A 26,696-nucleotide genomic window follows, 5' to 3' on the forward strand; every position below is an offset into this window, starting at 1 on the left:
GCAGTTCTGCTCATGCCAGCACCAGAGATTCCTCACCTCATCGTGATGAACTGTGCTGTGACCACTCTTGCCGGTTATCCTGCTGCGTGGGAACCACCCACCTGGCCTACTTGCCCACAGTTGAGCAGGCTACTCTTTCTGGAGAGAAAGAGGATGGCTGTCACCTGGGCTTTCTTCGGCCAGCCGCTCACGAACGGGTTCTGAGCCGACGCATCCCTGCCGAACTCTCACCGCTCTTCGGCTCGCTGTTGGCCGTCGGACTCATACTAGTTTCGCTCAACGCGGGACAGACTTGTATGCACTTGTTATTGTTCTTAAGGATAACAGCAGTGGCTGGCGTTGTCAACCACTGGATGAACGAGCTGTGGTTTTCCTTTCTTTCCTGCCCTTTCCTACTGAGCCGACAATCGGGTATATTACTGGGGGTGTGCCACCAGGTGGCAGCGGCGTCAGCCGCCGTGTCGCAGTTGGCCCACCCAGGTCCATCTTGAGCACCAACAGATGAGGATGAGGAATAAAACACATGTTAGCAGCACGAGAGGCGCATCGGGAGAAGATGCTTGTCGCGCTCTCCTCGGTGGGGGCGGCGGTTGGGCTGACCGCCTTGAAGCTCGTGGCTGGTTTGCTCAGCGGCAGTCTGGGTATCCTGGCTGAGGCGGCCCACTCCGGTCTGGACCTGGCAGCGGCCCTGATGACCTTTCTGGCCGTGCGGGTCGCTGACCGGCCCGCCGATGCCACCCATAACTATGGCCATGCCAAGATCGAGAACCTCTCAGCGCTCTTCGAGGCCATCCTGCTGCTGATCACTGCGCTCTGGATTATCTACGAAGCCCTGCGCCGTCTCATCCTGGGTGAAGGGCATGTTGAGGCAAGCATCCTGGCGCTGGTGGTAATGGCCATCTCGATTGCTGTCGACGTCACTCGCTCGCGGGCCTTGCTGCGCGTCGCCCGTCGTCTGGGTAGCCAGGCCCTGGAGGCCGATGCCCTCCACTTCAGCACCGATATCTGGAGCTCCGCCATTGTCATTGGGGGTCTGCTGGTCCTGCGCCTGGCGGAGGTCTGGCACCTGCCATCCTGGTTCAGACAAGCAGACGCCGTTGCTGCACTTGGTGTCTCCCTGATCGTGATCTACGTAGCCCTGCGTCTGGCACACGAAACGGTCGATGCCCTGCTCGATCGTGCTCCTGAAGAGCTCCTGCAGCGGCTGGAGGTGGCCATCCGGCAGGTGGAGGGAGTAAGCGAGCTGCGCCGGGTGCGTGTGCGTCGCGCCGGCAACAAGATTTTCGCCGATGTCGTGGTGGCGGCACCGCGCTCTTTCACTTTTGAGGAGACGCATGCCCTGAGCGAGCGCGTCGAGCAGGCCGCTATCACGGGGGTGCATGCTCATGCACCCCAGGCGGAGGCCGACGTCGTCGTTCATCTGGAGCCGGTAGCGACCGCCGAGGAGACGGTGCGCGAGCAGATTCACTATCTGGCTCAACAGCAAGGGATTCGGGCCCACGATATTCGCGTGCGCGAGGTAGGGGGCAAGCTGGAAGCTGACTTTGATATCGAAGTGGAAGCCGATATGGATCTCGCCAGCGCGCATGCGGCGGCCACACGCCTGGAAGAGGCAGTCTTGCGCGGCAACGCCCAGCTGCAGCGAGTCACCACTCACCTGGAGGCACCAACGGCGACGATCGAGCGCCGCCAGGACGTCACGAGCGATTACCCTGAAATGGTCCAGCACATTCGCCAGCTGGCCGATGCCGTGGCTGGCCTGGGGAGTGCCCATGACATCCATCTCTATCGCTCCTGCCGAGCCGAGGAGCGGGTCGCTGGGGCAGGGCCGCGCAAGGCGGGGAAGCGGCGAGAAGGAGAACGGTTGGCAAGCGCGAACGGGCGCGAGGAGGAGCTAGATCTTGTTCTCCATATTACCTGTGCTCCCGAGATACCCCTGAGCCAGGCCCATCTCAAAGCCGAGGAGGTGCAGCGCGCCCTGCGTCAAGAGTATCCCCGCCTCGGCTCGGTCGCCATCCATACGGAGCCTCCGGAGTGATCGCCGGCTTCGCGCCTCCTTCCTGGCCTGGCCTGGCCAGCCAACCAGCCGCGCTGGCGCGACGCGCTCCGTCTGACTGCGAGCGGGGAGCGAAACGCTGACCGGCCACCGTCTGCGGCAGATCCTGCTCACGCAGGCGAGAAGCAGAGATCGGCGCTGCTAGCTGGCTCGTAAGGCGATGACCCGCTGGAGGAGTTCCTCCAGAGAGAGGGCGCTCAAGGTCTCCAATTGCAGATCGGGCGTGGCGTCTTCGGAAAAGGCCGCCTGGCGTGTGAGCACGCTGGGGACGGCTACGCAGAAGATGCCCGCTCGCCGTGCCGCCCGTACGCCATTGGGCGAATCTTCCAAAGCGATGGCCTCCTCGGCTCTGACGCCCAGGCAGCTCAAGACTGCCAGATAGACTGCCGGGTCTGGCTTGGTTACCTGGACATCGTCGCCGCAGCAGATACACTGGAAACGCGACCGCAGACCAAGGCGTTCTAAATGGCCGACAACCCAGCGCCGCGATGAGGAGGAAGCAACGCCCAGACGCAGACCGAGCCGCTGGGCTGCCTCCAGGTAGTCTAGCACTCCCTCTGCGACCGCCTGTCCCTCTAAGAGCTGGCGACAACGCTCCCGCCGTGCCAACCGCAGTGACTCGCGTTCCTCTAGCGAGAAAGAGCGGCCCAGCCGACGCTCTAGCTCGCGTAAGGGATCGAAGGGGCTAGAGGTGGGGCCAATGCCGATGTAGGGGAGCCAGGCCTCCAGCTCGAAGCGCTGGCCATAGCGCTCGTACAGCTCCTGCCAGGCCAAAAACTCCGGCACCTCTGTTTCGAGAATGAGACCGTCGAAGTCGAAAATCAGGGCGGTAATCATGTCCTCCTTGGGGGCAGTGCCCCCGCTCGGACGCGGCTCTGAGCAGAGCCAGCCGACGCTTCGTCCGTGCGGGGCAACAGGCCCGATCACTGGCAAAATAGGCCGACCTGCCGCCCATCTGAGTTGAGCAGCGCTGGTCGGAAAAGGCTGGTAGCTCTGCCTTAAGCATACCACATCAAGCGGGCGGTCTGCCCGTCAGCGTCAGGTCCTGGCCCAGAGCGAGGCCCCAGAGCCTCTGGCTCTGAGGTCTCGCTCACCACGGCCTGGGTGCGACCCGGCTCGCCTAGGCTACGAACTGGTTCGTGTAGGCAGCACTGACATCGGGCACGGCAGGAATCAGCTTCAGGGCGGTCATAAAGGTGGCCGTCGCCTGCCAGGTGGCGGGATCGTTGTAGCCGAGATGGCCGTTGCCCCGCCAGACGGGAATCGTCGCCTGCAGGACTTCCCTGGCCTTAACCAGATCCAGGCCAGGCACATAGCTCTTGCTGAGCTGCAGGGCCTCCTCGGGATTGGCAATGACCTCGCGTAGTCCCCGCAGGGTCGCCTGCACAAAGGCCCGCACCATCTGCGGCTGCTGACGCAAGGTGGTCTGCAGTGTCACAATGCCATTGGAGATCAGCGGCTGGTAGTCCGAGACCTCAAAGGTGCGCACCGGGAAGCCCTGACGGCGTAGCTGCAGTGGCTCATTGTTCGAATAGCCCATCACGGCATCGACCTTGTGGCCGAGCAGGGCGGCGACCTGGGTGAAGCCGATGGATTGCAGGCGAATGTCGTTGACGCTCAGATGTTCGTGGTAGAGCAGCCCCAGCAGCCCAACGTAGGTCGCCCCGTAGGGACCAGGTACCCCAACGCTGTGCCCCTTCAGGTCGGCCAGCGTGCGAATCGGCGAATCCGCCGGCACGATCAGGCAGACCGGATAGCGCTGAAAAATGGTGGCCACGTTGACGGCCTGCACCCCCTTGCTCCGGGCCGTCAGCTCCTCATCGCCGCTGGCGAAGACAAAGGTATTGCGTCCCGCCACCATCGAACCGACCAGGTCGGTAACGATCCCATGATTGAAGGTCACGTTCAGTCCAGCCTGGCTATAGTAGCCCTTGGCTTGGGCAACATAAAAGGGCGCGAACTGGATGTCCGGAATGTAGCCCAGACCGATGGTGACATCCGTCACCGTCTTTCCCCCATTGGATGCGGGCGAGCCTTGCCCTGCCGACTGGCCGCAGGCGCCGAGCAAGAGGGAAAATACAAGGAGACAACTAACAAACACAAGATGCGTGACTTTCCGCATAAGGCGCACAATTCCCCCATACAGACAACACAACAAAGCTTGCTTGTCGTGAGTGAGCGATAGGGTATAGGAGCGGCACGCTGGCTGGCCAGCGGCGCTGAGCAGTGTGGTAGGGAAGCCGAAGCGGGACCCTCAATAGACAGCTTCAGCCAGTTTGCTCAGCAGCCAGGCAAGACCGTAGTAGACTGCCGCCAGCGCGGCAAGCAACGCCAGTGTTGCGAACATAAACGGTGTATCGTACTGATGCTGTCCTTGCAAGATCAGGCCCCCTAGCCCTTGATTGCCGCCGGCAACGAACTCGCCCACCAGGGCGCCGGTGATCGAGAGCGTCAGCCCGGTGCGCACCGCTGCCAGGATGGCCGGCAGCGCCAGGGGAAACTCGATGGCGGTCAGCATTGACCAGCCGGCGGCCCCGTCGACGCGCGCCGCGTCCACGATGGAGCGATCGATGGTGCGCACACCCAGTGCTGTCGTGATCACCATAGGAAAGAGCACTACCAGCATACACAGAATGACTGTCGGAAGCAAGGTATAGCCCAGCCAGAGCACGAGGAAAGGTGCAATGACAATAGCCGGGATGGCCTGACCGGCAGCCAGGTAGGGCTGAACGGTGGCGGCGATCAGGCGCGACTTGGCCAGGCCATAGCCCAGCGGCAGCCCGATAACAACCGCCAGCAGGAAACCAAGGAGGCTTTCCTCAACAGTAGCCAGGGCATTGATCTCGAAAAGCCCCGAGCTCAAGCCGTCCAGCAGGCGCTGCCAGACGTCGGCAGGCGACGGTAAGAAGAGTGGATTGACGTGCCAGTAGGCGCTGCCGAGATACCACAGGCTCAGCAGCACGACAGCCACCGACAGAGGAGGCAGCACGGTCAAGACAGTCGTCCGCCGACGGTGAGTTCCGTTGACCCTGGTGGCTTGTGTGATCGCGGGACCTATCTGCTCGCCTGCCTCCTTCTGGCGGTCCCGGCGCGGCAGGTCGAGCGAGAGATGCTTTCTGGCGGAGGTGGAAGTGTCGATACCCATCATGGCCCTCGGTGATCTGTTCTCGTGACAGCGCTCGCTGCTGCTGCTCCCGTCTGGCGGCGGCGACAGGCACGGGGTTGCTCCGTCATGTCCAGGCCAGGGAGGCAAGAGCCAGGCCGTCAGTTCAACCGACCCGGGGGGCATGTGAGGGAGATGCAGGAAAGCGCTGACGGAGAGCGTGACCGATTGGCTGCGCTGCTCCAGGCGCCGACTGCTGGTAGCAAGCGGAGGATCACTCGTCCGTTTCGCGAGATACCAAGCCTTCTCCCATCCGGACTGTTACCGTCGGCTTCGGCCTCTCACCGAATCCATCGCTGGGTGCCGTTCACTGGACTGGTTGGAGTGACCCCTCAAGGCTGTCCAGAGCGTCTGGGCGAACGCCGGCCTGTCAGTCGATCGTGACAGCCCGGTCACCCTCAACGGCACGCAACGAGTCGCGGGCTCGGCAGCTCACACATGGCCGTGGCATGGTAGGTAGCGGGTTGCGCTGCTGTCATGCTGACGTGTGGCCGCCATACCGCCGGTCGGGAATTGCACCCTGCCCCGAAGGTCTTGTTTTCGTCTCTGTCGATATTATGACACAGAGCGCAGAAGCAGTGCAAGAGGGCGCGTGTGTGAGGCCAGGAAGCAAGCAGCGCGACCCGCCTGAAGGGCTGCTCTCTTCCTGGCTACGACCAGACGGGCCGCCGGTGCGGCGCGGCGCGCCGCTGCTGTGCCTAGCTTTGGGCGCGGGTCTGCCCCGTCCTCGTCCCGCTTTCTTCGAGCAGCACGAGCAGCAGGCCCCCCATCAGCCCCAGGTTCTTGAAAAACTGCGTCTGCTGAGCCTGACGGGTCTGGGGATCGTGCTCCTGCCAGAACGGGTGGCCGACGATGGTTGTGGGGACCAACGAGGCGAGCAGGACGGCGGCGGCCAGACGTGGCAACCAGCCCAGGGCAAGGGCACTGCCAGCAACCACCATTGTGGCGCCGTTGAGCACGACGGCGCGCTCTGGCTGAGGAATGCCAAAGCGCGCGACCCGCGCCGGGCGCCCTCCCGGATTGAGAAAGGCCTCTGTTCCCCCCTTGATGAAGATCACGGCCAACAGCAAACGTGCCAGTGCTCGGATCATGGGTGCGATATTCGTCTCCTCTCTCTAGCGGTAGCGTGCGCGGTGGGTGTACCCAGGAAGGAGCAGGGGGCGCCAGCGAGGAACTGAGACAGGCTGCTGATCTTCCCTGCCGGTCTCCCTTTCCTCCGCTCACTGGCGCACGCAAGAGATGAGCGAGCCAGTGTCCCACTGGCTCCTCTCTCCTCTTTCATTCTAGTCCGTTGACTCACAGCGCTGCCAGCGCCCGGCAGCCGACAGCGGCGTATTTGCAGGGAGAGCGAGTTGCGAAATATAATACTCACCCAGGAGGATGTATGGGCGCGGAACTACGGATCATCCCCATCACAGGTATTGGCGAAATTACCCCAGGGAGTGACCTGGGGGTTATCATCTCTGCGGCGTTGCAGGCCCAGGGGGTGGCTCTGGCCAACGGCGACATTCTGGTGGTCACCCAAAAGATTGTCTCGAAGGCCGAGGGGCGACTGGTTGACCTGGAGAAGGTCGTGCCTTCGCCTTTCGCCTTGACGATTGCGCGCGAGACTGGCAAGGACCCCCGCCATGTCGAGGTGATTCTGCAGGAGACGCGCCGGCTGGTGCGCATGGACCGCGGCGTCCTGATCTGTGAGACTCATCATGGCTTCGTCTGCGCCAATGCCGGGGTGGATGAATCCAATCTTGCTGATCAGCATCAGGTGAGCCTCTTGCCGCGCGATCCCGACCATTCGGCGCGCCTGCTGCGGGAGCGCTTGCTCTCACTGGCGTCTTCCACGGCCCCTCGCTGGTCGCCGGAATGCGAGCCGCTAGAGGAGCTGGCGGTCATCATCTCCGACACCTGGGGGCGGCCCTGGCGCAATGGCCAGGTCAATATGGCGATTGGCGTGGCCGGGCTGGCCCCCATCAGGGACTATCGTGGCGAGCCTGATGCCTATGGGCGCGAGCTGCGCGTCAGTGCCATTGCTGTAGCCGATGAGCTGGCGGCGGCTGCCGAGCTGGTGATGGAGAAGAGTGCTGGCGTGCCCGTCGCGTTGATCCGTGGCTATGCCTTTCTCCCCGCGGAAGACGGGGTCAGGCCATTACTGCGCGATGCCGTCAGCGATCTGTTTCGTTAGCCATCTGCCGAACCTGGCCGCGAGGGAGACCACTGCCAGATCTGCCAGGCATGACTTGTCCCCTGCTCTTGATGGCGATCGAGCTGTCTGAGATGGACGGGGCCCTGCTGTCGGGTCGGCCTGATGACACCCAGAGAAGGTAGAGCAAACGAGCCGTGACAACTGCCTGCGAACGAGCTGTGACGATCTCCCAACGAACCGGTGACCTGCTGACGCTGCTGCGCAGCCGACGCAGTGTGCGCGCGCTCCAGGAGCGCCCGATTCCCGAGCCTCTGCTAGAGCAGGTCTTAGAGGCTGCTCGCTGGGCGCCCTCACCGCATGGTCGGCAACCCTGGCGCTTTGTCGTCTTCAGCGAGCGGGAGCGCAAGGAGCGGCTGATTGAGCGGATGAGTGCGGCCTGGGAGGCTCAGCTGCGGCTAGACCAGCAGCCAGAGGAGATCATTGCTGTGCGTCTGGAGAAATCGCGCCAGCGCATCCGGCAGGCCCCGGTCCTGATCCTTCCCTGCCTGTACCTGGAGGATCTGGATCGCTATCCCGATGCTGAGCGTCAAGAGAACGAGCGCATTATGGCGATTCAGAGCCTGGGAGCGGCCATACAAAATATGCTCTTGATGGCCTACGAGCTGGGCCTTGATACGGGCTGGATGTGCGCCCCTCTCTTCTGCCCCGCGGTGGTCTGCGAGGCTCTCGATCTGGATCAGCGCCTGCAGCCCCAGGCTCTGATTACGCTGGGCTACGCCGCGGCTGACCCCAAACGGCGGCCACGTCTGCCCCTGGAAGCCCTCGTTATTCGTCTCGATAGTCAGAGCGAGGCCGGGTAGCCAGGACAGTGAGCAAAGCGAGGAGCGTGGAGAGAAGCAGACAACCCGTGCTACAGTGCTCTGTCGGACCAGCCAGAGCAAGAAAAGAGAAGGGAGCAGCAAGAGAGCCATGATCGTTGTGCTCGCCGGTGGCGTAGGGGGAGCACGTTTTCTCCAGGGAGTCGTCCAGGTAGTCTCGCCTGCAGAGGTTACCGCTATCGTCAACACGGGCGACGATCGCGAGTTTTATGGCCTGCACGTCTCGCCCGACATCGACATCGTGATCTATACGTTGGCCGGCATCGTTGACGAGCGCCACGGCTGGGGCATCCGAGACGACACCTATCACGTCATGCAGCAGCTCACCCGCTATGGCCACGAGGACTGGTTTCTCCTGGGGGATCGTGATCTGGCGACGCATATCCATCGTAGCCAGCGCCTGCGCCAGGGACAGAGGCCCAGTGAGGTGACCGATGAACTACGTCGCCTCTTTGGGCTGACGCTGCGTATTCTGCCCATGAGCGATGATCCGGTGGCGACGCATATCCAGACCCCCGTCGGCCTGTTGCACTTCCAAGAATATATGGTGAAGCGCCGCTGTCAGGATGAGGTGCAGGGCGTCGTCTTTGTGGGCGTTGAGCAGGCCAGACCGGCCCCTGGTGTCCTTGAGGCTCTGCATCAGGCCGAGGCTGTGCTGCTTGCTCCAAGCAATCCCATCGTCAGCATCGGCAGCATCCTGGCCCTGCCTGGCGTGCGCGAAGCATTGCAGACGACCGCTGCTACGGTGGCCGCCGTCAGCCCCATTGTGGGCGGCGCCCCGCTCAAGGGGCCAGCAGATAAGCTGATGCGCGGTCTCGGCTACGAGGTCTCTGCCCTGGGCGTGGCCCGCTGCTACGCCGACTTTCTGGATGTCATGGTCATTGACCAGCAGGACGCGGCCCTGGCCCCGGCCATTGAGGCCCTGGGCCCGCATGTGCTGGTCACTGATACCATTATGCGTGATCAGGAGGCCAAAGCCCGCCTGGCGCGCGAGGTGCTGCAGAGCTGTGCACGCGCGGTCTAGTCGGAGAATCTGCAGTTCGGGAGGGGCGACTACTGTGACGGCTCATCCAGAGCACGAGCAAGAGAGCGAGCAGACGGGGGCCTTGCTGTCCAGCTGCAGCGCCCTGATCCCGGTGAAAGCCTTAGCGGCAGCCAAGGGCCGGCTGGCGGGCTATTTGACGCCAGCGGAGCGCGCCCAGCTCGTGCTGACCATGCTCCATCACGTGGTAACGACCCTGCAGGCCACTGGCCGGCTCTCCAGAATCGTGGTGGTGAGCGCCGACGAGCGCGTGCGCGCCTGTGCGGTCAGTTGGGGAGCAGAAGGGTGGCCCGAAGCGCAACCGGGCCACAATGCCGCCCTGGAGGCCGCGGCCCGGCGTCTACAAGCTGAGGGAGTGGCCGCCCTGCTCACTATCTCCGCCGACCTGCCCTGGCTCAAGACTGAGGAGGTCGCAGCCCTGCTGGCGCAAGCCCAGCGCTATCCTGTGGTGTTGGTGCCGGCCCACGACGGCCAGGGCACCAATGCCCTGCTCCTGCGTCCTCCCCTGCTGGTGCCCTATCTGTTCGGAGAGCAGAGCCTGCAGCGCTACTGTGAGGCAGCTCAGCGTCGCCGCCTCGCTTACCGTTGCTATGAGAGTCCGGGGCTGGCTCTCGACATCGATACGCCGGAGGACCTGCAGCGTTCAGGTCTGGCTGAGCGCTGGCTGAGCGCACGGTCCTCCTTGCACTGTCTCAGGGAGAGAACACCATGCCAGTCGTTGGATATTCCGCAGCCTTAGAGCAGTTTCATCCCAGTGACCTCCTGCGCTGGTGCCGGGAGGCCGAGGAAGCTGGTTTTGGCGGCGTCATGGCCGCTGACCACTTTCATCCCTGGACGCCAACCCAGGGGCAGAGTCCCTTTGTCTGGTCCTGGATGGGCGCCCTCGGGTTGGCCACCCAGAAGCTCACCTTTGGCCCGGGCGTCACCTGCGCCTCCTACCGCTACCATCCGGCCATCATAGCCCAGGCCGCAGCCACCCTGGCGGCCATGTACCCAGGGCGCTTCTGGCTGGGGATTGGCACCGGTGAAGCGCTCAACGAACACGTCGTCGGCGGTGAGTGGCCCGAGGCGCCGATTCGCCTGGAGCGCATGATCGAGTCGATCGAGATCATCAAACTGCTCTTCAGCGGCAAGAAGGTCCGCTATAGCGGTAAGCACCTGCGCATGGAGAGCGCCCGCCTCTACACGCGCCCGGAGACACCGCCCCCGATTCTGATAGCGGCCTCCGGCCCCAAGGCGGCGGAGACCGCCGGACGGCTGGGCGATGGGCTGATTACGCCGGCAGCCCCGCCCGAGAAACTCAAGATGCTGCTCGAGCGCTTCGAGAAGGGGGCGCGCGAGGCCGGGAAGGACCCGAGCACGATGCCGCGCCTGCTCCAGCTGCATGTCTCCTGGGCCCCCACCGACGAAGAGGCTGCCAACAACGCCCTCAAGGAGTGGCCCAACGGCGGCATCAAGGCCCCCAAGCAAGATATTCGCTCGCCGGAGGACTTCGAGGCCTTCGCCCAACTGGTGCGCCCCGAGGACTTCCAGGGCCGCGTCTTGATCTCAGCCGATCTAGACGAGCACCGACGCCACATCCAGAGCTTCTTTGATCTCGGTTTCGACGAGGTCCATGTCCATAATGTGGGGCGGGACCAGAGCAGCTTTATCCGGGCTTACGGCGAGGCGGTGATCCCCGCCTTGCATCAGCCGGCGATCCCTTCGTCTCACGCTCCCACCTCCTGAGCAGGTGGGAGCACCTGCCAATACCATCCAGTGAAGGAGGAAGACAACGAATGGCAGCGCTCTCAGAGCGCGCACGCACCTTTCTGCAAGAGCAGCCGCGCTTCGGCGTCCTTGGTACAGTAAACGCCGACGGCTCTCCTCACTTGACCACCATGTGGTTTCTCCTCGACGGGGATGAGATCCTCATGAACACGAAAGTGGGACGAGTCAAGGAATGGAACATGCGCCGTGATCCGCGGGTCTCCCTGTGCGTCGAAGATGGCTATCGCTACATCACCATCAGCGGTCGGGTGCGCTTCATCGAGGACCCGACGGTAGCTCAGGCCGATATCTATCGCCTGGCACGCTACTACGATGGCGAGGAAAAAGCGCGCCAGCAGATGGAGCGCTTCAGCAGGGAGCAACGTGTGACCGTGCGGCTCTCTTGCGAGCAGGTCCTCGAACACTTCTGAGCACCCTGCTCAGGGGCAAGTCTCCAATGAGGCCGCGGCAGTGGCTGGAAGGGAGAGGGAAAGGGATGGCTGCCCGGCGGGGCAGAACGGAGCGGAGACCCAGGAAACAAACGGGGGAAGCCAGAGCAATGGAACGGAACGTGTTCCCACCCTCTGGCCTCCCCCGTGGCATGGTAGGGAGGCTGTGATGTGTGACCTTTCAGACTTCGGTCATCAACGACCCCTTGCGGCTTACGAGGTGACCTCGGTAGCCGGGGCTGACGCCTCGACAGCCGGAGGAGCCTCGGGGCGTATGGCGGGTTGCTCACCGAGCCGGCGCGGACGCCAGACGCGGACATACTCGGCCAGGAAGTAAGACCCGATGACCAGGATCGCCGCCAGAGCCTGGGCCACCAGCCCCTCAACGTTGGGGAAGACCGCGAACCAGAGACCCATCCAGTCAGGAATGGGCAAGGGAAGAGAGGTAGTACTGATCCAGCCAGCAAGCTGCATTTCCTGAACGCTCTCACCCACCATTACGATCAAGACCACCCCCAGCATCACGCCCGTCAGAACCAACATCCTCTTGTAGGGTAGCCGATGGTGAGCCACGAACGTCAGTGCACCAACCGTGGCCGTGAAGGCCAAACCAATCAAGACGCCAATGAGAACGATGCCTGAACCGACCTGCATACGCAGATTCTGCAGGAAGAGCACAACCTCGAAGCCTTCACGATAGACTGAGGTGAAGCCCAGCACAACCATCCCCCAGACAATCCGCGCTTCCTCGTCTTCACCCAGGCTCAGCAGGCTGCGCCGTCGGCGATTATGGAAGGAGATCCACCCGGTCCAGTAGACACGGTGGAAGAACCAGTTCATGATAATGAGGAGAACAATGACCGCCAGCAGACCAGTGGCAGCCTGAATATGCAGCTCAGGAGCGTTCACCTGACTGAGAATGCCAACCACCACGAACCAGGTGATCAGGCTCGCCAGAAGCGCCAACCCGGCCCCAACCGCAATCGGGCGGCGATATTTGTCATGCTTCCCCATCATGCTGGCCGTGATCGCCGCCAGCACGAGGATGGTTTCAAGTCCCTCCCGAAATACCAGTAGACCAGTATCCAAAATAGCTGCGCCCGGACTGAGATGCGGCACAGTGGGGTCGGGATTGCCCTGCGCCGTGACGCCCTGCCAGACAAGCGCTGTGACCACCACTAGCCCTGCCAGCAGGAGTACTGCACGTAAGATGCGCTGTAGAAGACTCCCAGAAAAGTAGGCTTGTAGGTACCTCACTCCAGCAAGTCCTTTCGTCTCTTCCTTCTTCTGTCTACCCGGTGGTGACGTGTCTCGTCATTCCGCTATCCGCTTACTGCCCACCTGCCCCACAATATTAGGGCAGGCTAATATCTTAGTGCTGTACTCGGATATTAGCATGGGCTAATCTACTTTGTCAAGGGGCAGGTTGACTTTCGTGACGCTCCTTCGCACCATTGCCAAAGCGTGCATTAAAAATCCGTTAAAATTGAAGGCCACCCACTATCTCCATATATTCGAATTGACATATCCAGCCCTTCTTTTCTAAACTGAGAAGTGTTGCGGTCCCGAGCCGTCTCTCCCGCAGAGGCACTGGAGGGAGGACCTGGCAGCAGAAACGAGCAAGGGAGGAAAGCATGCCCTGGTGGTTCTTCTTGCTGATCACAGTTTTGGCTTTGTCCATCAGCGGCTGCTGCACTCGGCCTTGCCTCTAGCAGCCTGGCCGGAGGAGATCAAGGAGCTGGTACGGGTGACCGCTCCTGCGATTTCCGCGAAGTGGCTCTGGCCATGTGTGGACCGGTCACTGCTCGCCTGGCACTCCCGCGCGAAGATTATCTAGCGCTGCTTGAGGCTACGATGCAGGAGTGGAACGAGCTGAACGTCTGCCATCACTTCGTTATCGCCTACGGGCGCAAGCCCTGAGTGCCAGGGCAAGAAAGAAAGAAAGAAAGAAGAGGGAAGCGTTGGTAGTTCTCGCAGCAGCGGTCTTGGACCTATCCAACTGCGCTCGCGCAGGGTTTCGTGTCTTCGACTGGCCAGTCGTTGGGCGAGCGATCTGTTTCTCGTAAGAGAGGGCTGTGGATGAGGAGGGTTTTGCCTTCGTGCTAGATGGAGCAGGCAAACGAGCAAGACAGGTCCGCTCTCGTTGGTCTGCCTGCTTTGCGACTTTACAGATCCCAGAGCGCAGTCTATATGCTGGCTGGGGCCGGTCTCTTACCACCGAGGCGGGCCAGAGGTGAGCAGGCCAACGCACTGAACCAGTTGCAGAAGATGTCTCGTCAGAAGGAGGCCCTAGTCATGGCGAACCATCAATCTGGTCCAAGCAACAGACATCAGATGAGACGAATGGTTACGCAAGGCGAGATGCGCGTGAGAAAGGAGGAGCCATGCCCTGGTGGTTCTTCAAGCAGGGAGGAGGGGGCGAACCAGAGCAGCAGAAGGGCGAGTCAACTGCAGGGGCCGGGCAGTTCATGAGCGGTTCCTTCGAATGGGGTTCGACCTACCGGCTGCCCCAGCCCAAAGGTTGGCGCGAGATTGACCGGCTTGATCTCCTGCACTATGCTCTCCAGGCAGTGCTGCGGGCTAACTATGTGGCCCCCATAGGGAGGCCGCGTCACATTCTCGACACTGGGTGCGGGACCGCCCGCTGGGCCTATGAACTGTGTCAGGAATTCCCCCAGGCGACTGTCATTGGCCTCGACCTGGAGCAGGAGCTGATCAGGCCAACCCCCCCCCCACCACCCAACTTCCGCTTTGTGCGGGCCAATCTCCTGGATGGTCTTCCCTTTGCCAGCAACAGTTTTGACTTCGTTCACCAGCGTCTCATGGCTCTCTCCCTACCCATTACCTGCTGGCCGGTCCTGGTCAAAGACCTCGCGCGTGTCACCGCCCCTGGAGGCTGGCTTGAGCTCGTCGAAGGAGGCACACAGATCGCGCCCGCCGGCCCGGCAACTCAAGAGGTCTTCGCTCTCATCGGGCACTATCTGCGGGCCCGCGGCCTGGACGGGGAGGGAAGAGTCGCTCGCACCCTGGCGCGCTACCTCGAAGAGGCGGGCCTGGATGCTATCCAGCAGCGCACGGTTGCCCTGCCGGTAGGCGAGTGGGGAGGCCCAATCGGTCACCTGATCGCCAGGGATTTCCACGAGACATTTCTGGCACTCCGCGAGCGCGTGGCCCAGCGTTTCCAGCTACCCTCTGAGGCCTTCGTCGCCTTGCTCCAGAGTATGCAGCGTGAGTGCCGCGATCTGCAGACCTGCTATTCCTTCACCGTAGCCTATGGGCAGAAACGCTAAAGCAAGCTACCTACCGTCAGGACGGACCGGGCCGGTCCGGCTGGCCTCTCAACCAGAAGGGAGGGAGCGGTGCAGGGCCGTTGGCTGGGCACTATAGCTGATCCAGAGGCCGTTTGGCGTGGTCCAGGTCGCCGTGGCACAGTAGCGAAAACCAGCAGGCAGACCCGTGGGAGCGGGTTGCTGGGCCAGCTGCTGATTCAAGCGCTCTTCGAGCAGGGCCGCCAGCCCGGTCACTGGCAGCCCACCCAGATCGGCACGCAGCACGCGCATCTGCAGATGGCAGGTCTTGATGGTTGGCTGAACCTGCAGGAAGAAGGGGCGCGTCAACGCCATCCCGGCAAGTGTTAGCCTCTCCTCACCCGTGATCTCAATCAGAGCTCCAGCACGGGGCGTAACGCGCACCTTACTCACCTGGCCCGGCAGGCCAGCGCGGGGAAGATTGCGCGTCACGAGGGCCGCCAGATAGGCAGGAGAGAGCTGGAGCACCAGATCGCTTCCGCTGGAGGAAGGGGATGGAGAGGAAAGGGGAGGACGATCCGGGCTCAGGAAGAGCAGCGCCACCAGCCAGAGGGCCAAGGAGCCAGTGAGCAGACCCAGCAAGAACGTTCCCATTGGCAGCCAGCGCCGAAGACGGCGGCGCTCCGGCGCTGAGGGAGGTCGCGGCTCCTGTGCCTCGATGTCGGGCAGCAGGTCGGGGAGATGCCTCGTCGAACGTGTCCCCCGGGCGGCGGACGGCTCTGTCTCAGTCAGTTCCCAGACCGGCGGATCAGCCAACAACTGGCCGGCCTCCACAGGCTCTGCAAAGTCAAGGTCGGAGAGGTCGGCAGTGCTCCCGAAGGCAGGAGAAGGGACGCTCTCAGAGGTTGAGTCAGCCTGATCATCATCGTCAGCGCTGGCCTTGGCAAACCAGGACATGGCTGGTAACACTCCTTTAGTAAGCGAACCTGCACAGTATCATAGCTGTTCGGCCCCAGCTGTGCAAGAGGCTCTCTTTTTGGGCAGATTACACAAAAGAGAGGACCTTGCTTTCAGACAAAGTGCCCGTAGTCTCAGCCGCAAGGGGGACGTATCATAAAAACAAGGAGGGGGGCTGACCTCGATTGAGACTGGGAGGGGAAGGGCAGGCAGGTGAGCAGACAGATAGGCAGGCGGAAGCGAGGGGGCGGAACAGAGAGGCAGCTGCCCTGAGTGGTGTGCTGAGCACCAGCGCGCCAGTTAGCATCAGTTCAGCAGGATAGCGACGAGCAGTCAGCAGTCAAGAGCACGGTGTGGCGACGAGAGCCGAAGGCGTGTCCGGCAAAGAAGCTGGGGAGAGACCAGTAAAGAGGAGAGTTCAACGGCATGACACCTGAAGAAGTTCTGCAATTTGCCAAGGAGCGCGGTGCCAAGATGGTAGACTTCAAATTTGTGGATCTACCAGGCACCTGGCAGCATTTTAGCGTCCCCTTACACGAGCTAGATGAGGAGACGTTTGTCGAGGGGAAGTACTTTGACGGATCAAGCATCCGTGGCTTCCAGACCATCGACGACAGCGACATGCTGGTAATCCCCGATCCAGATACGGCTTTCATGGACCCTTTTACCAGCGTCCCCACCTTGAGCCTCATCTGCACTGTCGCCCACCCAGGGCCGGGCGCGCACAAGCAGCCCTATAGCCGCGACCCGCGCACGATTGCGCGTAAGGCGGAGGAATATCTGCGCTCGTCCGGGATCGCTGATGTGAGCTACTTTGGTCCCGAAGCTGAGTTCTTCGTGTTTGACAACGTGCGCTTCTCCTCGACCCAGAATGTCCAGTACGCCGAGGTCGATTCGGATGAGGCGCACTGGAATAGTGGCCGCAATGGTGGCCCCAATCTGGGCCATCGTCTGCGCCCGAAAGAGGGCTACTTCCCGGTTCCACCCAGCGACACGCTGCAGGATCTGCGCAGCGAGATGGTTCTGACGCTAGAGGAGCTGGGCATTCCGGTCGAGGCCCAGCACCACGAAGTCGGCGGTGCCGGCCAGTGCGAGATCGATATTCGCTATAACACGCTGGTCAAGACCGCCGATAACCTGATGATCTACAAGTATGTGGTGAAGAACACGGCGCGCAGGCATGGGAAGACTGTGACCTTCATGCCAAAGCCGATCTTCGGCGACAACGGCTCTGGTATGCATGTGCACCAGAGCCTGTGGAAGGGTGAGCGTCCGCTCTTCTACGACCCCGAGGGCTACGCTGGCCTCTCCCATACAGCACGCTACTATATCGGCGGCCTGCTGACCCACGCTCGCGCGCTGCTGGCGATCGCTGCCTCGACCACCAATAGTTACAAGCGACTGGTGCCCGGCTTCGAGGCCCCCGTTAACCTGGTCTTCTCGAAGGCTAACCGCAGCGCCGCTGTGCGTATCCCGAATACCGATTGTCCATCGGCCAAGCGCATCGAGTTCCGTCCGCCCGATCCGACGGCCAATCCCTATCTCGCCTTCGCTGCTTTGCTGATGGCTGGCCTCGATGGCATCCGTCGCCAGATCGATCCCAGCGAGCACGGCTTCGGGCCGGTTGACCGCGACCTGTATCACCTCTCCCCGGAGGAGCTGCGCGAGATTGGCTCGGTTCCGGGCTCGCTGGAGGAGGCTCTCAACGCTCTGGAGGATGATCATGCCTTCCTGCTGGAGGGCGGCGTCTTCACGACTGACGTGCTCGAACAGTATGTTGAACTGAAGCGCGCTCAGATCAATGAGGTGCGCATGCGCCCCGTGCCGATTGAATTCGCCCTCTACTACGACGCCTGATCCTTCTGAGCTGATCGTACGCACAAGCGAGCGGACCCCGGGATGCTGCAGCAGAAGCAGGGTCCCGGGGTCCGTTCTTTTTCCCCTTCCTCCTCATCCCATTCCCCTACGGCAAGGCTCCCCCGGTGCTGCCTGCCGGGACGGGCCGGCGGGCATAGGCGCCTGACCAGGTTTGGGTCGCCCGCCCGGCTGACTGGCCTGGCTCTGGCTGTGATATAATTGAGTGTCTACCCTACCCACGCGGTATGATGTCATCCTCGCTCTGTCTGGAGAGGCGCTCTATGGACCCGCTTGTTGATAGCTATGGCCGGCGCATCCGCAATCTGCGCATTTCTATTACCGATAAGTGCAATTTCCGCTGTACGTATTGTATGCCCGCTGAGGGGCTGCCCTGGCTGAAGAAGGCCGAGATTCTCACCTACGAGGAGATTGAGCGGCTGGCCCGCCTGGCGGTCTCTATGGGCATTGAGCAGATTCGCCTGACTGGTGGCGAACCACTGGTGCGCCGTGATGTTCCCGATCTGGTGCGCCGGCTGCGCCAGATCGAGGGCCTGCGCAGCCTCAGCCTGACGACCAACGGGGTGCTCCTCAAGCAACTGGCCCGTCCGTTGGCGGAGGCCGGCCTGACGCGCATCAATGTCAGCCTCGATTCGCTGCTACGCGAGAAGTTCGCCCGTCTGACACGGCGCGATCAGCTCGACCGTGTGCTCGAAGGGCTGGAGGAGCTGGAGAGGTACCCGACGATTCGTCCCATTAAGATTAATGCGGTGGCAATGCGCGGTTTCACTGAGGAGGAGGTGCTCGATTTCGTGCGCCTGGCCCGGCGCAAGGGCTATGTGGTGCGCTGGATCGAGTTTATGCCACTCGATGCCGACCAGATCTGGCGTAAGGAGGATATTCTGACGGGCGCAGAGATTAAGGCGATCATTGAGGCCGAGTACGGCCCGCTGGTACCCCTCCGGGGTGATCCCTCTGAAACCGCCCGCCGCTATACCTTCAGCGATGGCGTCGGCGAGGTAGGCTTTATCAATCCTGTCAGTGAGCCGTTCTGCTCCACCTGCGATCGCATCCGCTTGACCGCCGATGGGCAGCTGCGCACCTGCCTCTTTGCAACCGAGGAAACCGACCTGCGAACGCCGCTGCGCTCGGGTGCTTCCGATGAGGAGCTGATGGCGATTATTCGGAGCGCTGTCTGGCATAAGGAGCTGAAGCACTATATTGGCGATAAGCGTTTCAGGCGCGCGAACCGCACCATGTCTATGATTGGTGGGTAAATCCTTGCTCTGCCTCTGCGCGCCAGTCAGTCGCTGTCTTTGCTCCCTGGTCTGCCCTCGGGGCTGCCCCTGCTTCTTTGGATGTGATAGACTGGTGGCGCAGTGGCGCCTCGTGCCACAGGCGAGCGAAGGAAGGCTGATGGCCTTCCAACGCTGGCACGGGTGGGCGGGCAAAGGCCAAGAGAGGCGCCAGCCAATGGGTGCCACCGAGAGGAAGGCCCAGAGCACAAGGCGACCACCATCCGTCATACATCAGCGAGCAGAGGAGGAGAGAGCACATGGCACAGCGATCCGCCGAAGAGTTATTTCACGAGCTGCAGGGTGAGGAGCACGACGGCTTTGTGGCCATTCATGTTCCGGTCCAGCATTCGCCCGCAGGCGTCCCCTATCTGACCGCCCCAGGGGTAGTGCTGTTGGCTCGTCCGCAGACGAGCCTGCAGGGTCTGGCCACTTTTTTAGAGGGTTTTGAGCCGTCCTATCGCTTTCCGGAGTATGTCACTGATCCGACGGCTTTGCCCGACGGGGCCCAGCTCTGCAAGGTGGCGGGCCAGACCTGCTATCTGAGCTTTGGGCCGAGGCGCACGCCGAACGCCCAGGCTACACAGTATTTCGATCATCTGAAGGCATCGCGCCACGGTTCGGTGCTGGAGCACGCCACCTTTAGCTTTTTTGTCTACGGTATCTCGCGTAGTGTGACCCACGAACTGATCCGCCACCGTGCCGGCTTCAGCTATTCACAGACCAGTCAGCGCTTTGTCGATGGGCGCACGCTCCGCTTTGTTGAGCGCCCCGAGTATCGCCAGGATGAGCATCTGCACCGCCTCTTTGTGCAGCGCATCGAGCGCGCTGCGGCTGAGTATGCCGAGCTGAGCGAGTATCTGCTAGCCCGCCAGCGGGCAGGTGATCCTCTGCTAAGCGCAGAGGCGCGTACGGATCTGCGCAAGCGTGTGCAGCAGTGTTCACGTTCGCTTCTCCCGAATGAGACAGAAGCGCCGTTGGTGGTGACGGCCAATGCTCGGGCCTGGCGCCATGTGATCGAGGAGCGAACCGCCTCGCACGCCGAGATTGAGATCCGCGAGCTGCTGGTCCGCATCTTTGTCTGCCTGGCGCTGGTTGATCCCGTCCTCTTCGGGGACTATGTGCTAGAGCCTCTGCCGGACGGAACCTATAGTGTGCGCACGCCCTACGAGAAGGTGTGAAGGCTCCGCCGAGGCGGTGTGCTGGCTGGAGACTAGAGCAGCGGATGGCGATAGAGACGGAAGCCGTCGTCGGCGGCGCGCTGCCCCGCACAGGTGGCGTCAGCGACGGCCTCCAGCTCACAGCGGGCGGCCAGCCGCTCCGAGGCCGGATCACGGTGTGGGAGCAGGACCTCGAACCAGAGCGGCAGCCCCTGCAGCTGGCTCTCGTCCTCTAGCTCTGTCCCCCAGAGCCGGGCCCGATTGAGGGCGCAAATCAGCAGCGCCCTGCCACCACCGCGGCGGCGATGATCTGGATGGACCGTGCCTTCGCAGCGCAGGTGGTACCCTTCCCCATCGTGCACAAGATGCAGCAGGGTATAGCCAATCAGCTCGCCCTCCACTCCCTCAAGCGTCCCTCCCTGTCCCCACATATTTAGCTCATCGTCGTCGTCAAGCAAGACGAAGAGCGTGGGGCCTGGCTCACTGCCCTCCGTCTTCGCCAGCCAGTCCTCCCAGGCGGCTCGCGAAAAGAGACAGCCGTCGACCATCTGGGCCTCTTGCTGGAGATCTCTGAGCCGCGGCAGGTCGCCTGATCGTGCCTCGCGAACGCGCACGGGCTTTCCCTCCCTTGCTGCCAATGCTGAGTTGGGGTGCGAGGTGTCCGTCTGGCGCAGGCCACGCCCCCTGGGGGCGTCGAGCCGCCAGGCAAGGTCGCCCCTCTCCTATAATAGCGCGTTTCCTCTGCTTCCGGCAATGCTGACCGCGGCCTGCCTTCTCCGTTCGCCGTAACGGTGGAGCCTGTCACCTGATCCTCCTTCTCGCCGGCAGCCTGTCATATAATGTGGATTGCCCGCACCCTCTTCAATAGATACATTTCTATTCATGGGACAAGGGGGGGCAAGAGGGGGCATTACCACAAGCAATAACCACCGCGATTCAGCGAGCAAAGGAGGATGGTCTTGCGCGATTCTGCTGCTGCTCAGAAGCTCCAGGCGATTCGGGAAGCCCTGCCGGCAACGACAGCCCACACCTATTTGAACACCGGCACCTTTGGACCGTTGCCGCGCTGCGTGGTTGAGGCCATGCAAGAGCGGCTTCGGGAGGAGTGGCAGGAGGGGCGTCTTGGGGCGGGGGCGCACGCTTCTCTCTTGAGACACTACCAGGAGGCCAGGCAGCGTTGTGCTGAGCTTCTCAACGCCGGCGTTGACGAGATTGCCCTGACGGATAACACCGGTGAGGGGCTCAACATCATTGCCTTTGGTCTCAACTGGCGGGAAGGTGATGAAGTGATTACGACCAACCACGAGCATATCAGTGCCCTGGCTCCGCTCTACCAGTTGCGCGAGCGTTATGGGGTACGCCTGCGCATCGCTGACCTGGGCGAGCGTGGGGAGCGCTCGGCGGAAGAGGAGATCGCCAGGCTGATCACCCCGCGGACACGCCTGATCGTGCTCTCGCACGTCTCCTTTATGACTGGGGCGCGCTTCGACGTCAGCGCGGTGACAGCGCTGGGGCGGCGCCACGGGCTACCGGTGCTGGTCGATGGAGCCCAGGCCGTGGGAGCGATCGCCGTCGATGTGCAGGAGTTGGAGGTCGATTTCTATGCCTTCCCGATGCACAAGTGGCTCTGCGGTCCCGACGGGACAGGAGGCCTCTATGTCCGGCGCACAGCCCTGGGCCTGGTGCAGTCGACCTATGTTGGTTACTATTCGCTCAAGCACGAACAAAGCGGCGCTTGGGAACTCCACGAAACGGCGCAGCGCTTCGAGCTGGGAGGGAGACAGACAGCGGCCCTGGCGGGGCAGAGTCGTGCCTTGCGCTGGCTAGGCGAGGAGGTTGGCCTGCGCTGGCTGCAGGAGCGCATTGCGTCCCTCAACCGTTCTGCCGCCGAGCTGCTCAGCGAGGTACCGGGGGTCAAGGTGCTCACGCCCCAGCCAGGAGCGAGCGGCCTGCTCTCCTTCACCTTTACGCGGGCCGAGCCAGAGGCAGTCGTCCGTCGCCTGGCGGAGGAGCATAACGTACTGATTCGCAGCATTCATGAGCGTCAGGCATTGCGCCTTTCGACAGGATTCTACAATACCGAAGAAGAGTTAGAACGAGTGGCCGCGATTCTGCGGGCCTGGCCCTAGCGGCCACACAAGCGGGAAAAGGTGCCGCGGTTGGAAGGGAGGAGGACCCGCTCGCTGGTGCTGCCAGATCGAGGGAGCAACGAGGGGCTGATAAAGGAAACGCCCGTGAGCGCGGGTGAAGCGGCGACGTCCTACTTTCCCACGGGACTTCTCCCACAGTATCATCGGGGCTGGAGAGCTTAACTTCCGTGTTCGGGATGGGAACGGGTGTACCCTCTCCGCTACAGTCGCCGATTCACCTGCACTCACAGGCGTCTGCGCTTGACGTCAGGTATAATAGCATAGCCTCGCCGCACCTGTCAAGAGGCAAATATCACTGCGGGGAAAACTGGGAGAGAAGGCTGGGGCCGGAGCGGCTCCGGCCCCTCCTGCTGGCTGCTGAGGTAGAGAGACGAGAAGACTGGTTGGTTTGTTCAGCCTGAGCGCTGGCGGGCGACTACGGCCTCCGCCTCGCTCAGGCGCAGCGAGGCCAGACGAGAGACGCTGTCGCTGCCCATTGAGACGCCGTAGATGGCCTGAGCGGCGGTCATCGTCACCCGGTTATGGGTAATGACGATGAACTGGGTGCGTCCAGCCAGGCGCTTGAGGATATCGCAGAAGCGCGAGACATTGGACTCATCGAGGGCGGCGTCGACCTCGTCCAGGAGGCAGAAGGGTGGGGGATTGATCTCCAGAAGTGAGAAGAGCAGGGCCGCCGAGACCAGGGCGCGCTCACCGCCGGAGAGCAAGGCGAGATCCTGCACCTTTTTGCCGGGAGGCTGGACAATGACCTCGACCCCGAAGGGCAGGCCACTGCGGGCTGTGCTGGCGGCCTCCTCTGAGGAAGGGGCCTCTCCTGCCGCCCCAGCACGATGGCCATTGTGGGCTGTTGTATGGTTGCCTCCCCGGACCGGGGAGCCGTTAGCCGAGGAGGGTTCTGCCTGGCCTTCTGGAGAGCGCTCTCCCCCCTTACTGATGACCAGTTCCAGGCGGGCCTGACCGCCGTTGAAGAGAGTCCGAAAATGCTCACGGAAGCGAGCATTGACGGCCTCGAAGGTGGCCTCAAACTGGCGTGTCATGGTTGCGTCGAGCTGGCTGATGATGGAGTGGAGTTGTTCGGCGGCCTGCTCCATGTCGGCGATCTGGGAGCTGAGAAACTCGAAGCGCTGACGCTCTTCCTCGTACTGGCGTGGGGCATCGGGATCGCAGCCCCCGAGGGCCTTGAGGCGGCTGCGGGTCTGCTCGATCTGGCGACGGAGGCGGCGCAGCGTGGCCTCCTCATCCCGCTCCTGGCCGGTTCCCTCGGCCTCGGCTGGGGCAGGCTGGGGGTGGGGGACAAGCTGGGCTAACTCCTGGGGATGGCTCAGGCCCAGGTCCTCCTGCAGCTGGCTCTGCAACGCTTCGAGAGCATCGCGGGCCCGTTGGCTTTCCAGCAGGCAGCGTCGATAGAGCACCTCGCACTGGCCGTGCTCCTGACGCAGCGTGGTCAGCTCCAGCTCGCTGGTCGTGAGCTGCTGCTCCAGCTCGCGCAGGGCCTGCTCGCGCTGCTGGACGAGTAGACCAGCCTGCCGAGCCTGCTCGCGGGCCTCTTCCAGCTCGCGCTGCTGGCGAGTGATGCTCTCGCGCAGGCGAAGCTGCTGCTCCTCGGCCTGGCGCAGGCGAAGCTGCTGCTGCTCAAGCTGGGTTCTCAGCTCCTGTTGTTGTTCCTGAAGCTCTGCTACCTGGCGCTCCAGCGTCTTGGCCTCCTGGCGTTTGACGGCCATCTGGGTGCGCAGGCGCCCGAGCTCCTCCTGCTGGCGACGATAGGAGGCGGCGCGCTCTTCCACCTGGGCTTGCAGCTCCTCAACCAGACCCTGCAGCTCCTGCTGGGCTCGCTCGTGAGCCTGGACTCGCTCGCGGGTGGCCTGAACCTCTTGCTCCAGACCAGCGATTTCCGCTGCAAGTTGTTGCTCGACCGAGGTAGCCAGCTTCAGCTCGGTCTGGAGCCGCTCCTGCTCACGCTCGCTGTGGGCCAGCGCCCGGCCCAGTTCCTGCAGGCGGGCCGCGTTTTTCTGCATCTCGCGCTCCAGGGCAGCCTGCTCGGCGCGTCGCCCTTCCTGCGCGCGCTGGATCTCACTGATGAGGCCATTGAGGCGATCGATATGGGCCTTCTGGGCCTCAAGCTGAGCTGGCAGCTCGCGGAGCTCGCGCTCATAGTGGAGAAGCCCCCCTTGTTGCTCTCCCTGGGCATCGCCACCGCTCAGCCAACCTGCCTGGAGCGAAAGCACTTCGCCTTTGCGCGTGACCAGGGCGCGTAAGGGCCAGGCGGCTCCGGTGCTGAACGGCTGCGCCTGAGCCAGGAGCTGGGAAGCAGTGGTCAGGTTTTCCACCAGCAGAACACCCGCCAGCAAGCGGTAGCAGAGTAGCTGGTACTGATCTTCACTCTCGACCAGTTGCCAGGCCAGCCCGAGCACGGCCTGGCGTAGGGTGGGCGACTGCTCAAGGAGCTGCTCCAGGGCGGCCTGCTCTTGCTCGGCCTGGAGGGGAAGAGCTGGAGAGGCAGGAAGACTAGGAAGGCTGCCAGAGGGAGGCGACTCCTCGTGGAGCCAGAGGAGCAAGGCGCGCCCGGCGCGGCTGCGCTCCAGATAGGCCAGGCAGCGCTCAGCTTCGGCGCGCGTTGTGACCACAACGCCTTGGAGGGCCTCACCGAGAGCGGCTTCGATGGCGCGCTCCAGTCCGGCGGGCGCCAGGACCAGACGCGGCAGGGGAGCGAGCAGGCCAGGTACCTGCTCGCGTGGGGCGCGGAGCAAGGCGCGAACGCCCTCACTATAGCCGCTGAGATCGCGCTGCCAGGTGCGTAGCATGGCCAGGCGGTCGGCCAGCGAGCGGCGTGTGCGCTCGGCCTCGGCCAGCAGTCCCTTGAGGCGCTCCAGCTCCTGCTGGGCTTCCTGGAAGCTGCGCTGGAGGGCCTGTTTGCGCTGCAGGAGCTGCTGCTCCTCGTCGCGGGCTACCTGCAGTTGTGAGCGTTGCTCTGCCAGGCGCGTCTCCAGGGAGCGCAGCGCCTGTTGGGCCTGGGCCAGTGCCTCGCGGCGCGCTGCCAACGTGCGATTGCGCTCGCCCAGGTGCTTCTGCTGGCGCCCCAGCTCGGTCTGAGTGGCGCCCAGGCGGGCCTGTGTCTGGATGAGGTCGTTCTGGGCGGCCCGCAGCCGGCGTTCATCCAGCTCGTAGTCCTTCTGGGCGCGGGCGACCGTGGCCTCCAGCGAGGCGAGGGCCTGGGCTGCTTCGTCGAGGGCTTCGCGGGCCTGCTCGCGGGCCTCCTCCAGGTCGATCAGGCGCTGCTGAGCAGCAATGAGGCGCTCGCGCAGCTGGCGCTCTTGACGCTGCTGCTCTTCGCGCTGCCGTTGCAGACCGGTGACTCGCTCCTCAGCGACGGCTAGCTCGCGCTCCAGACGCTGGAGCTGGCTATTAGCCTCGCCGGCGGCGCGGCGGGCGGCGCTGATCTGTTGCTGGGCCGCTTGACGCTGGTGGAGCAGGTCCGCGCGCCGGCCTTCGGCCTCAGTCACGCGCTGCTCTAGCTGCTGTAGGCGGGTGGCCTGCTCGCTCTCGGCGGCCTCGGCGCGCGTGGCAGCAGCCTGCAGTCGCCACCATTGGAGGTGATACCAGGAGACCAAAGCCTGGCGTAGCTCTTCCTGCAGCTGAGTATACTCTTGTGCACGTCTGGCCTGCTCCGCCAGCGGCCCAAGGCGCGGCTCGATCTCGTTGACAATATCGTGAAGGCGCTGCAGGTTGCCCTCGGTCTGGCGCAGGCGCTGCTCGGCCTCAGCGCGCTGCACCTGGTAGGGGCGAATACCGGCGGCATCCTCGAAGAGGCTGCGCCGCTCTTCGGGGCGCAGGCTCAGAGCAGCATCGATGAGGCCCTGCCCGATGACGGTATAGGAATCGTGACCGATGCGCGCCTGCGCTAGCAGCAGCAGGACGTCCCTGAGACGCACTTTCTGCTTGTTGATCAGATATTCGTTCTCGCCGGAACGGTAGCTGCGCCGCGTGACGGTGATCTCACTGTATTCGGAGGGCATCCAGCCTGTGCTGTTGTCGATGGTCAGCGAGACCTCGGCCATCCCGAGGGCGGCTTTGCCATGCCCACCGGCAAAGATGATATCTTCGCTCTTCCTGCCCCGGAGCTGGCGCATGCTCTGCTCGCCAAGGACCCAGCGGATGGCATCGGCAATGTTAGACTTGCCAGCGCCATTCGGCCCGACGACGGCGGTGATGCCCGGGCTGAATTCGAGGCAGGTGCGTGTTGCAAAGCTTTTGAAGCCGAGTAGCTCCAGACGCTTCAGATACACCGCTTGTTCCTGGTTTGTGGTACCACGGTTGACTCGTGTGGTGTGTCCCCGATGATACCATAGCCGTGGGTCTGTCGTCGAGAGCGAGCGCCGGTCAGGGGGCCAGTAGATGAGAGCATGGACGCACGAGGAAGGCAGCACGCCAGCAAGTGCAGACAGAGTGAAGGTGGAGGGACCTCCGACGGCGCCGATGGTAGGGGGCTACTCTCCACAACGGGCCTCCATGAGCTATACTTTTCTCTATAGATCTACAACCGCGAGATGGTTTGCAC

21 protein-coding genes and 1 rRNA gene are annotated in these 26,696 nt (G+C 62.9%); 13 read left to right on the forward strand and 9 right to left on the reverse strand.

From position 1 onward, the window contains the following. Positions 1-523 precede the first annotated feature (523 nt). Positions 524-2,038, forward strand: coding sequence for a cation diffusion facilitator family transporter (locus N688_RS09805; RefSeq protein WP_052889114.1), 1,515 nt, complete (start codon positions 524-526; stop codon positions 2,036-2,038). Positions 2,039-2,197: 159 nt separating this feature from the next. Here N688_RS09805 and N688_RS09810 read toward each other — a convergent pair whose 3' ends face one another. From N688_RS09810 to N688_RS09825, 4 genes are all read right to left on the reverse strand, one after another. After that, positions 2,198-2,893, reverse strand: coding sequence for an HAD family hydrolase (locus N688_RS09810; RefSeq protein WP_156025361.1), 696 nt, complete (start codon positions 2,891-2,893; stop codon positions 2,198-2,200). Between the two features lie 283 nt (positions 2,894-3,176). Beyond that, on the reverse strand, positions 3,177-4,061 hold the full coding sequence (locus tag N688_RS09815; RefSeq protein ID WP_052889115.1) for an ABC transporter substrate-binding protein: 885 nt from the start codon (positions 4,059-4,061) through the stop codon (positions 3,177-3,179). 249 nt (positions 4,062-4,310) lie between these two features. After that, positions 4,311-5,204, reverse strand: a complete 894-nt coding sequence (locus N688_RS09820; protein ID WP_162179528.1) for an ABC transporter permease — start codon at positions 5,202-5,204, stop codon at positions 4,311-4,313. A 713-nt stretch (positions 5,205-5,917) separates the two neighbouring features. After that, a complete protein-coding gene (locus N688_RS09825; RefSeq protein WP_052889116.1) occupies positions 5,918-6,310 on the reverse strand; it encodes a DoxX family protein in 393 nt (130 codons plus the stop codon). Between the two features lie 293 nt (positions 6,311-6,603). On the opposite strand from N688_RS09825, the gene cofE reads away from it, so the two are divergent. The 6 genes from cofE (at position 6,604) to N688_RS09855 (ending at position 11,459) form a co-directional block, all read left to right on the forward strand. After that, entirely contained in the window at positions 6,604-7,398 is a 795-nt protein-coding gene (cofE, locus tag N688_RS09830; protein WP_052889117.1) for a coenzyme F420-0:L-glutamate ligase, read from the forward strand. Between the two features lie 155 nt (positions 7,399-7,553). After that, positions 7,554-8,219 (forward strand): nitroreductase family protein, encoded by a 666-nt coding sequence (locus N688_RS09835; protein ID WP_156025363.1) that lies wholly within the window; start codon positions 7,554-7,556, stop codon positions 8,217-8,219. 109 nt (positions 8,220-8,328) lie between these two features. Further along, positions 8,329-9,261, forward strand: a complete 933-nt coding sequence (gene cofD, locus N688_RS09840; RefSeq protein ID WP_052889118.1) for a 2-phospho-L-lactate transferase — start codon at positions 8,329-8,331, stop codon at positions 9,259-9,261. Between the two features lie 34 nt (positions 9,262-9,295). Further along, positions 9,296-10,018: a 2-phospho-L-lactate guanylyltransferase gene (cofC, locus tag N688_RS09845; protein WP_052889119.1), complete on the forward strand. Its 723-nt coding sequence runs from the start codon at positions 9,296-9,298 to the stop codon at positions 10,016-10,018. Next, positions 9,988-11,007, forward strand: a complete 1,020-nt coding sequence (locus N688_RS09850) for a TIGR03557 family F420-dependent LLM class oxidoreductase (RefSeq protein ID WP_052889120.1) — start codon at positions 9,988-9,990, stop codon at positions 11,005-11,007. The genes cofC and N688_RS09850 overlap by 31 nt, the downstream gene beginning before the upstream one ends. Positions 11,008-11,057: 50 nt before the next feature. Further along, positions 11,058-11,459 carry a PPOX class F420-dependent oxidoreductase gene (locus N688_RS09855; protein WP_052889121.1) on the forward strand — a complete coding sequence of 134 codons (402 nt, stop codon included), beginning with the start codon at positions 11,058-11,060 and terminating at the stop codon, positions 11,457-11,459. 231 nt (positions 11,460-11,690) lie between these two features. Here the strand turns inward: N688_RS09855 and N688_RS09860 are convergent, their stop codons facing one another. Then, positions 11,691-12,734 carry an FTR1 family iron permease gene (locus tag N688_RS09860; RefSeq protein WP_081838698.1) on the reverse strand — a complete coding sequence of 348 codons (1,044 nt, stop codon included), beginning with the start codon at positions 12,732-12,734 and terminating at the stop codon, positions 11,691-11,693. Between the two features lie 528 nt (positions 12,735-13,262). Here N688_RS09860 and N688_RS23780 point away from each other — a divergent pair. Together N688_RS23780 and N688_RS09870 are read left to right on the forward strand one after the other, a co-directional pair. Further along, a complete protein-coding gene (locus N688_RS23780) occupies positions 13,263-13,397 on the forward strand; it encodes a hypothetical protein (protein ID WP_272945035.1) in 135 nt (44 codons plus the stop codon). Between the two features lie 464 nt (positions 13,398-13,861). Then, positions 13,862-14,767, forward strand: coding sequence for a class I SAM-dependent methyltransferase (locus N688_RS09870; protein WP_052889123.1), 906 nt, complete (start codon positions 13,862-13,864; stop codon positions 14,765-14,767). Positions 14,768-14,815: 48 nt separating this feature from the next. Here N688_RS09870 and N688_RS09875 read toward each other — a convergent pair whose 3' ends face one another. Then, the gene (locus N688_RS09875; protein ID WP_052889124.1) at positions 14,816-15,682 is read right to left on the reverse strand and encodes a hypothetical protein; all 867 of its coding nucleotides are present in this window, start codon (positions 15,680-15,682) and stop codon (positions 14,816-14,818) included. 426 nt (positions 15,683-16,108) lie between these two features. On the opposite strand from N688_RS09875, the gene glnA reads away from it, so the two are divergent. The 3 genes from glnA (at position 16,109) to thyX (ending at position 20,012) form a co-directional block, all read left to right on the forward strand. Beyond that, a complete protein-coding gene (glnA, locus tag N688_RS09880) occupies positions 16,109-17,539 on the forward strand; it encodes a type I glutamate--ammonia ligase (RefSeq protein WP_052889125.1) in 1,431 nt (476 codons plus the stop codon). A 281-nt stretch (positions 17,540-17,820) separates the two neighbouring features. Next, positions 17,821-18,813 carry a GTP 3',8-cyclase MoaA gene (gene moaA / locus N688_RS09885; protein WP_052889126.1) on the forward strand — a complete coding sequence of 331 codons (993 nt, stop codon included), beginning with the start codon at positions 17,821-17,823 and terminating at the stop codon, positions 18,811-18,813. A 278-nt stretch (positions 18,814-19,091) separates the two neighbouring features. Next, entirely contained in the window at positions 19,092-20,012 is a 921-nt protein-coding gene (gene thyX / locus N688_RS09890; protein ID WP_052889127.1) for an FAD-dependent thymidylate synthase, read from the forward strand. Between the two features lie 32 nt (positions 20,013-20,044). Here the strand turns inward: thyX and N688_RS09895 are convergent, their stop codons facing one another. Then, on the reverse strand, positions 20,045-20,605 hold the full coding sequence (locus N688_RS09895; RefSeq protein ID WP_052889128.1) for a GNAT family N-acetyltransferase: 561 nt from the start codon (positions 20,603-20,605) through the stop codon (positions 20,045-20,047). A gap of 345 nt (positions 20,606-20,950) precedes the next feature. Between N688_RS09895 and N688_RS09900 the strand changes: the two genes are divergently transcribed. Then, positions 20,951-22,120: an aminotransferase class V-fold PLP-dependent enzyme gene (locus N688_RS09900; protein ID WP_162179529.1), complete on the forward strand. Its 1,170-nt coding sequence runs from the start codon at positions 20,951-20,953 to the stop codon at positions 22,118-22,120. A gap of 118 nt (positions 22,121-22,238) precedes the next feature. Here N688_RS09900 and rrf read toward each other — a convergent pair. Both rrf and smc read right to left on the reverse strand, forming a co-directional pair. Beyond that, positions 22,239-22,355: ribosomal RNA gene (rrf, locus tag N688_RS09905) — 5S ribosomal RNA — on the reverse strand. 178 nt (positions 22,356-22,533) lie between these two features. Further along, positions 22,534-26,424, reverse strand: coding sequence for a chromosome segregation protein SMC (smc, locus tag N688_RS09910; RefSeq protein WP_052889130.1), 3,891 nt, complete (start codon positions 26,422-26,424; stop codon positions 22,534-22,536). Between the last annotated feature and the right edge of the window lie 272 nt (positions 26,425-26,696).

Origin of the sequence: Thermogemmatispora carboxidivorans, from assembly GCF_000702505.1 — a bacterium.
Classification (GTDB): domain Bacteria; phylum Chloroflexota; class Ktedonobacteria; order Ktedonobacterales; family Ktedonobacteraceae; genus Thermogemmatispora; species Thermogemmatispora carboxidivorans.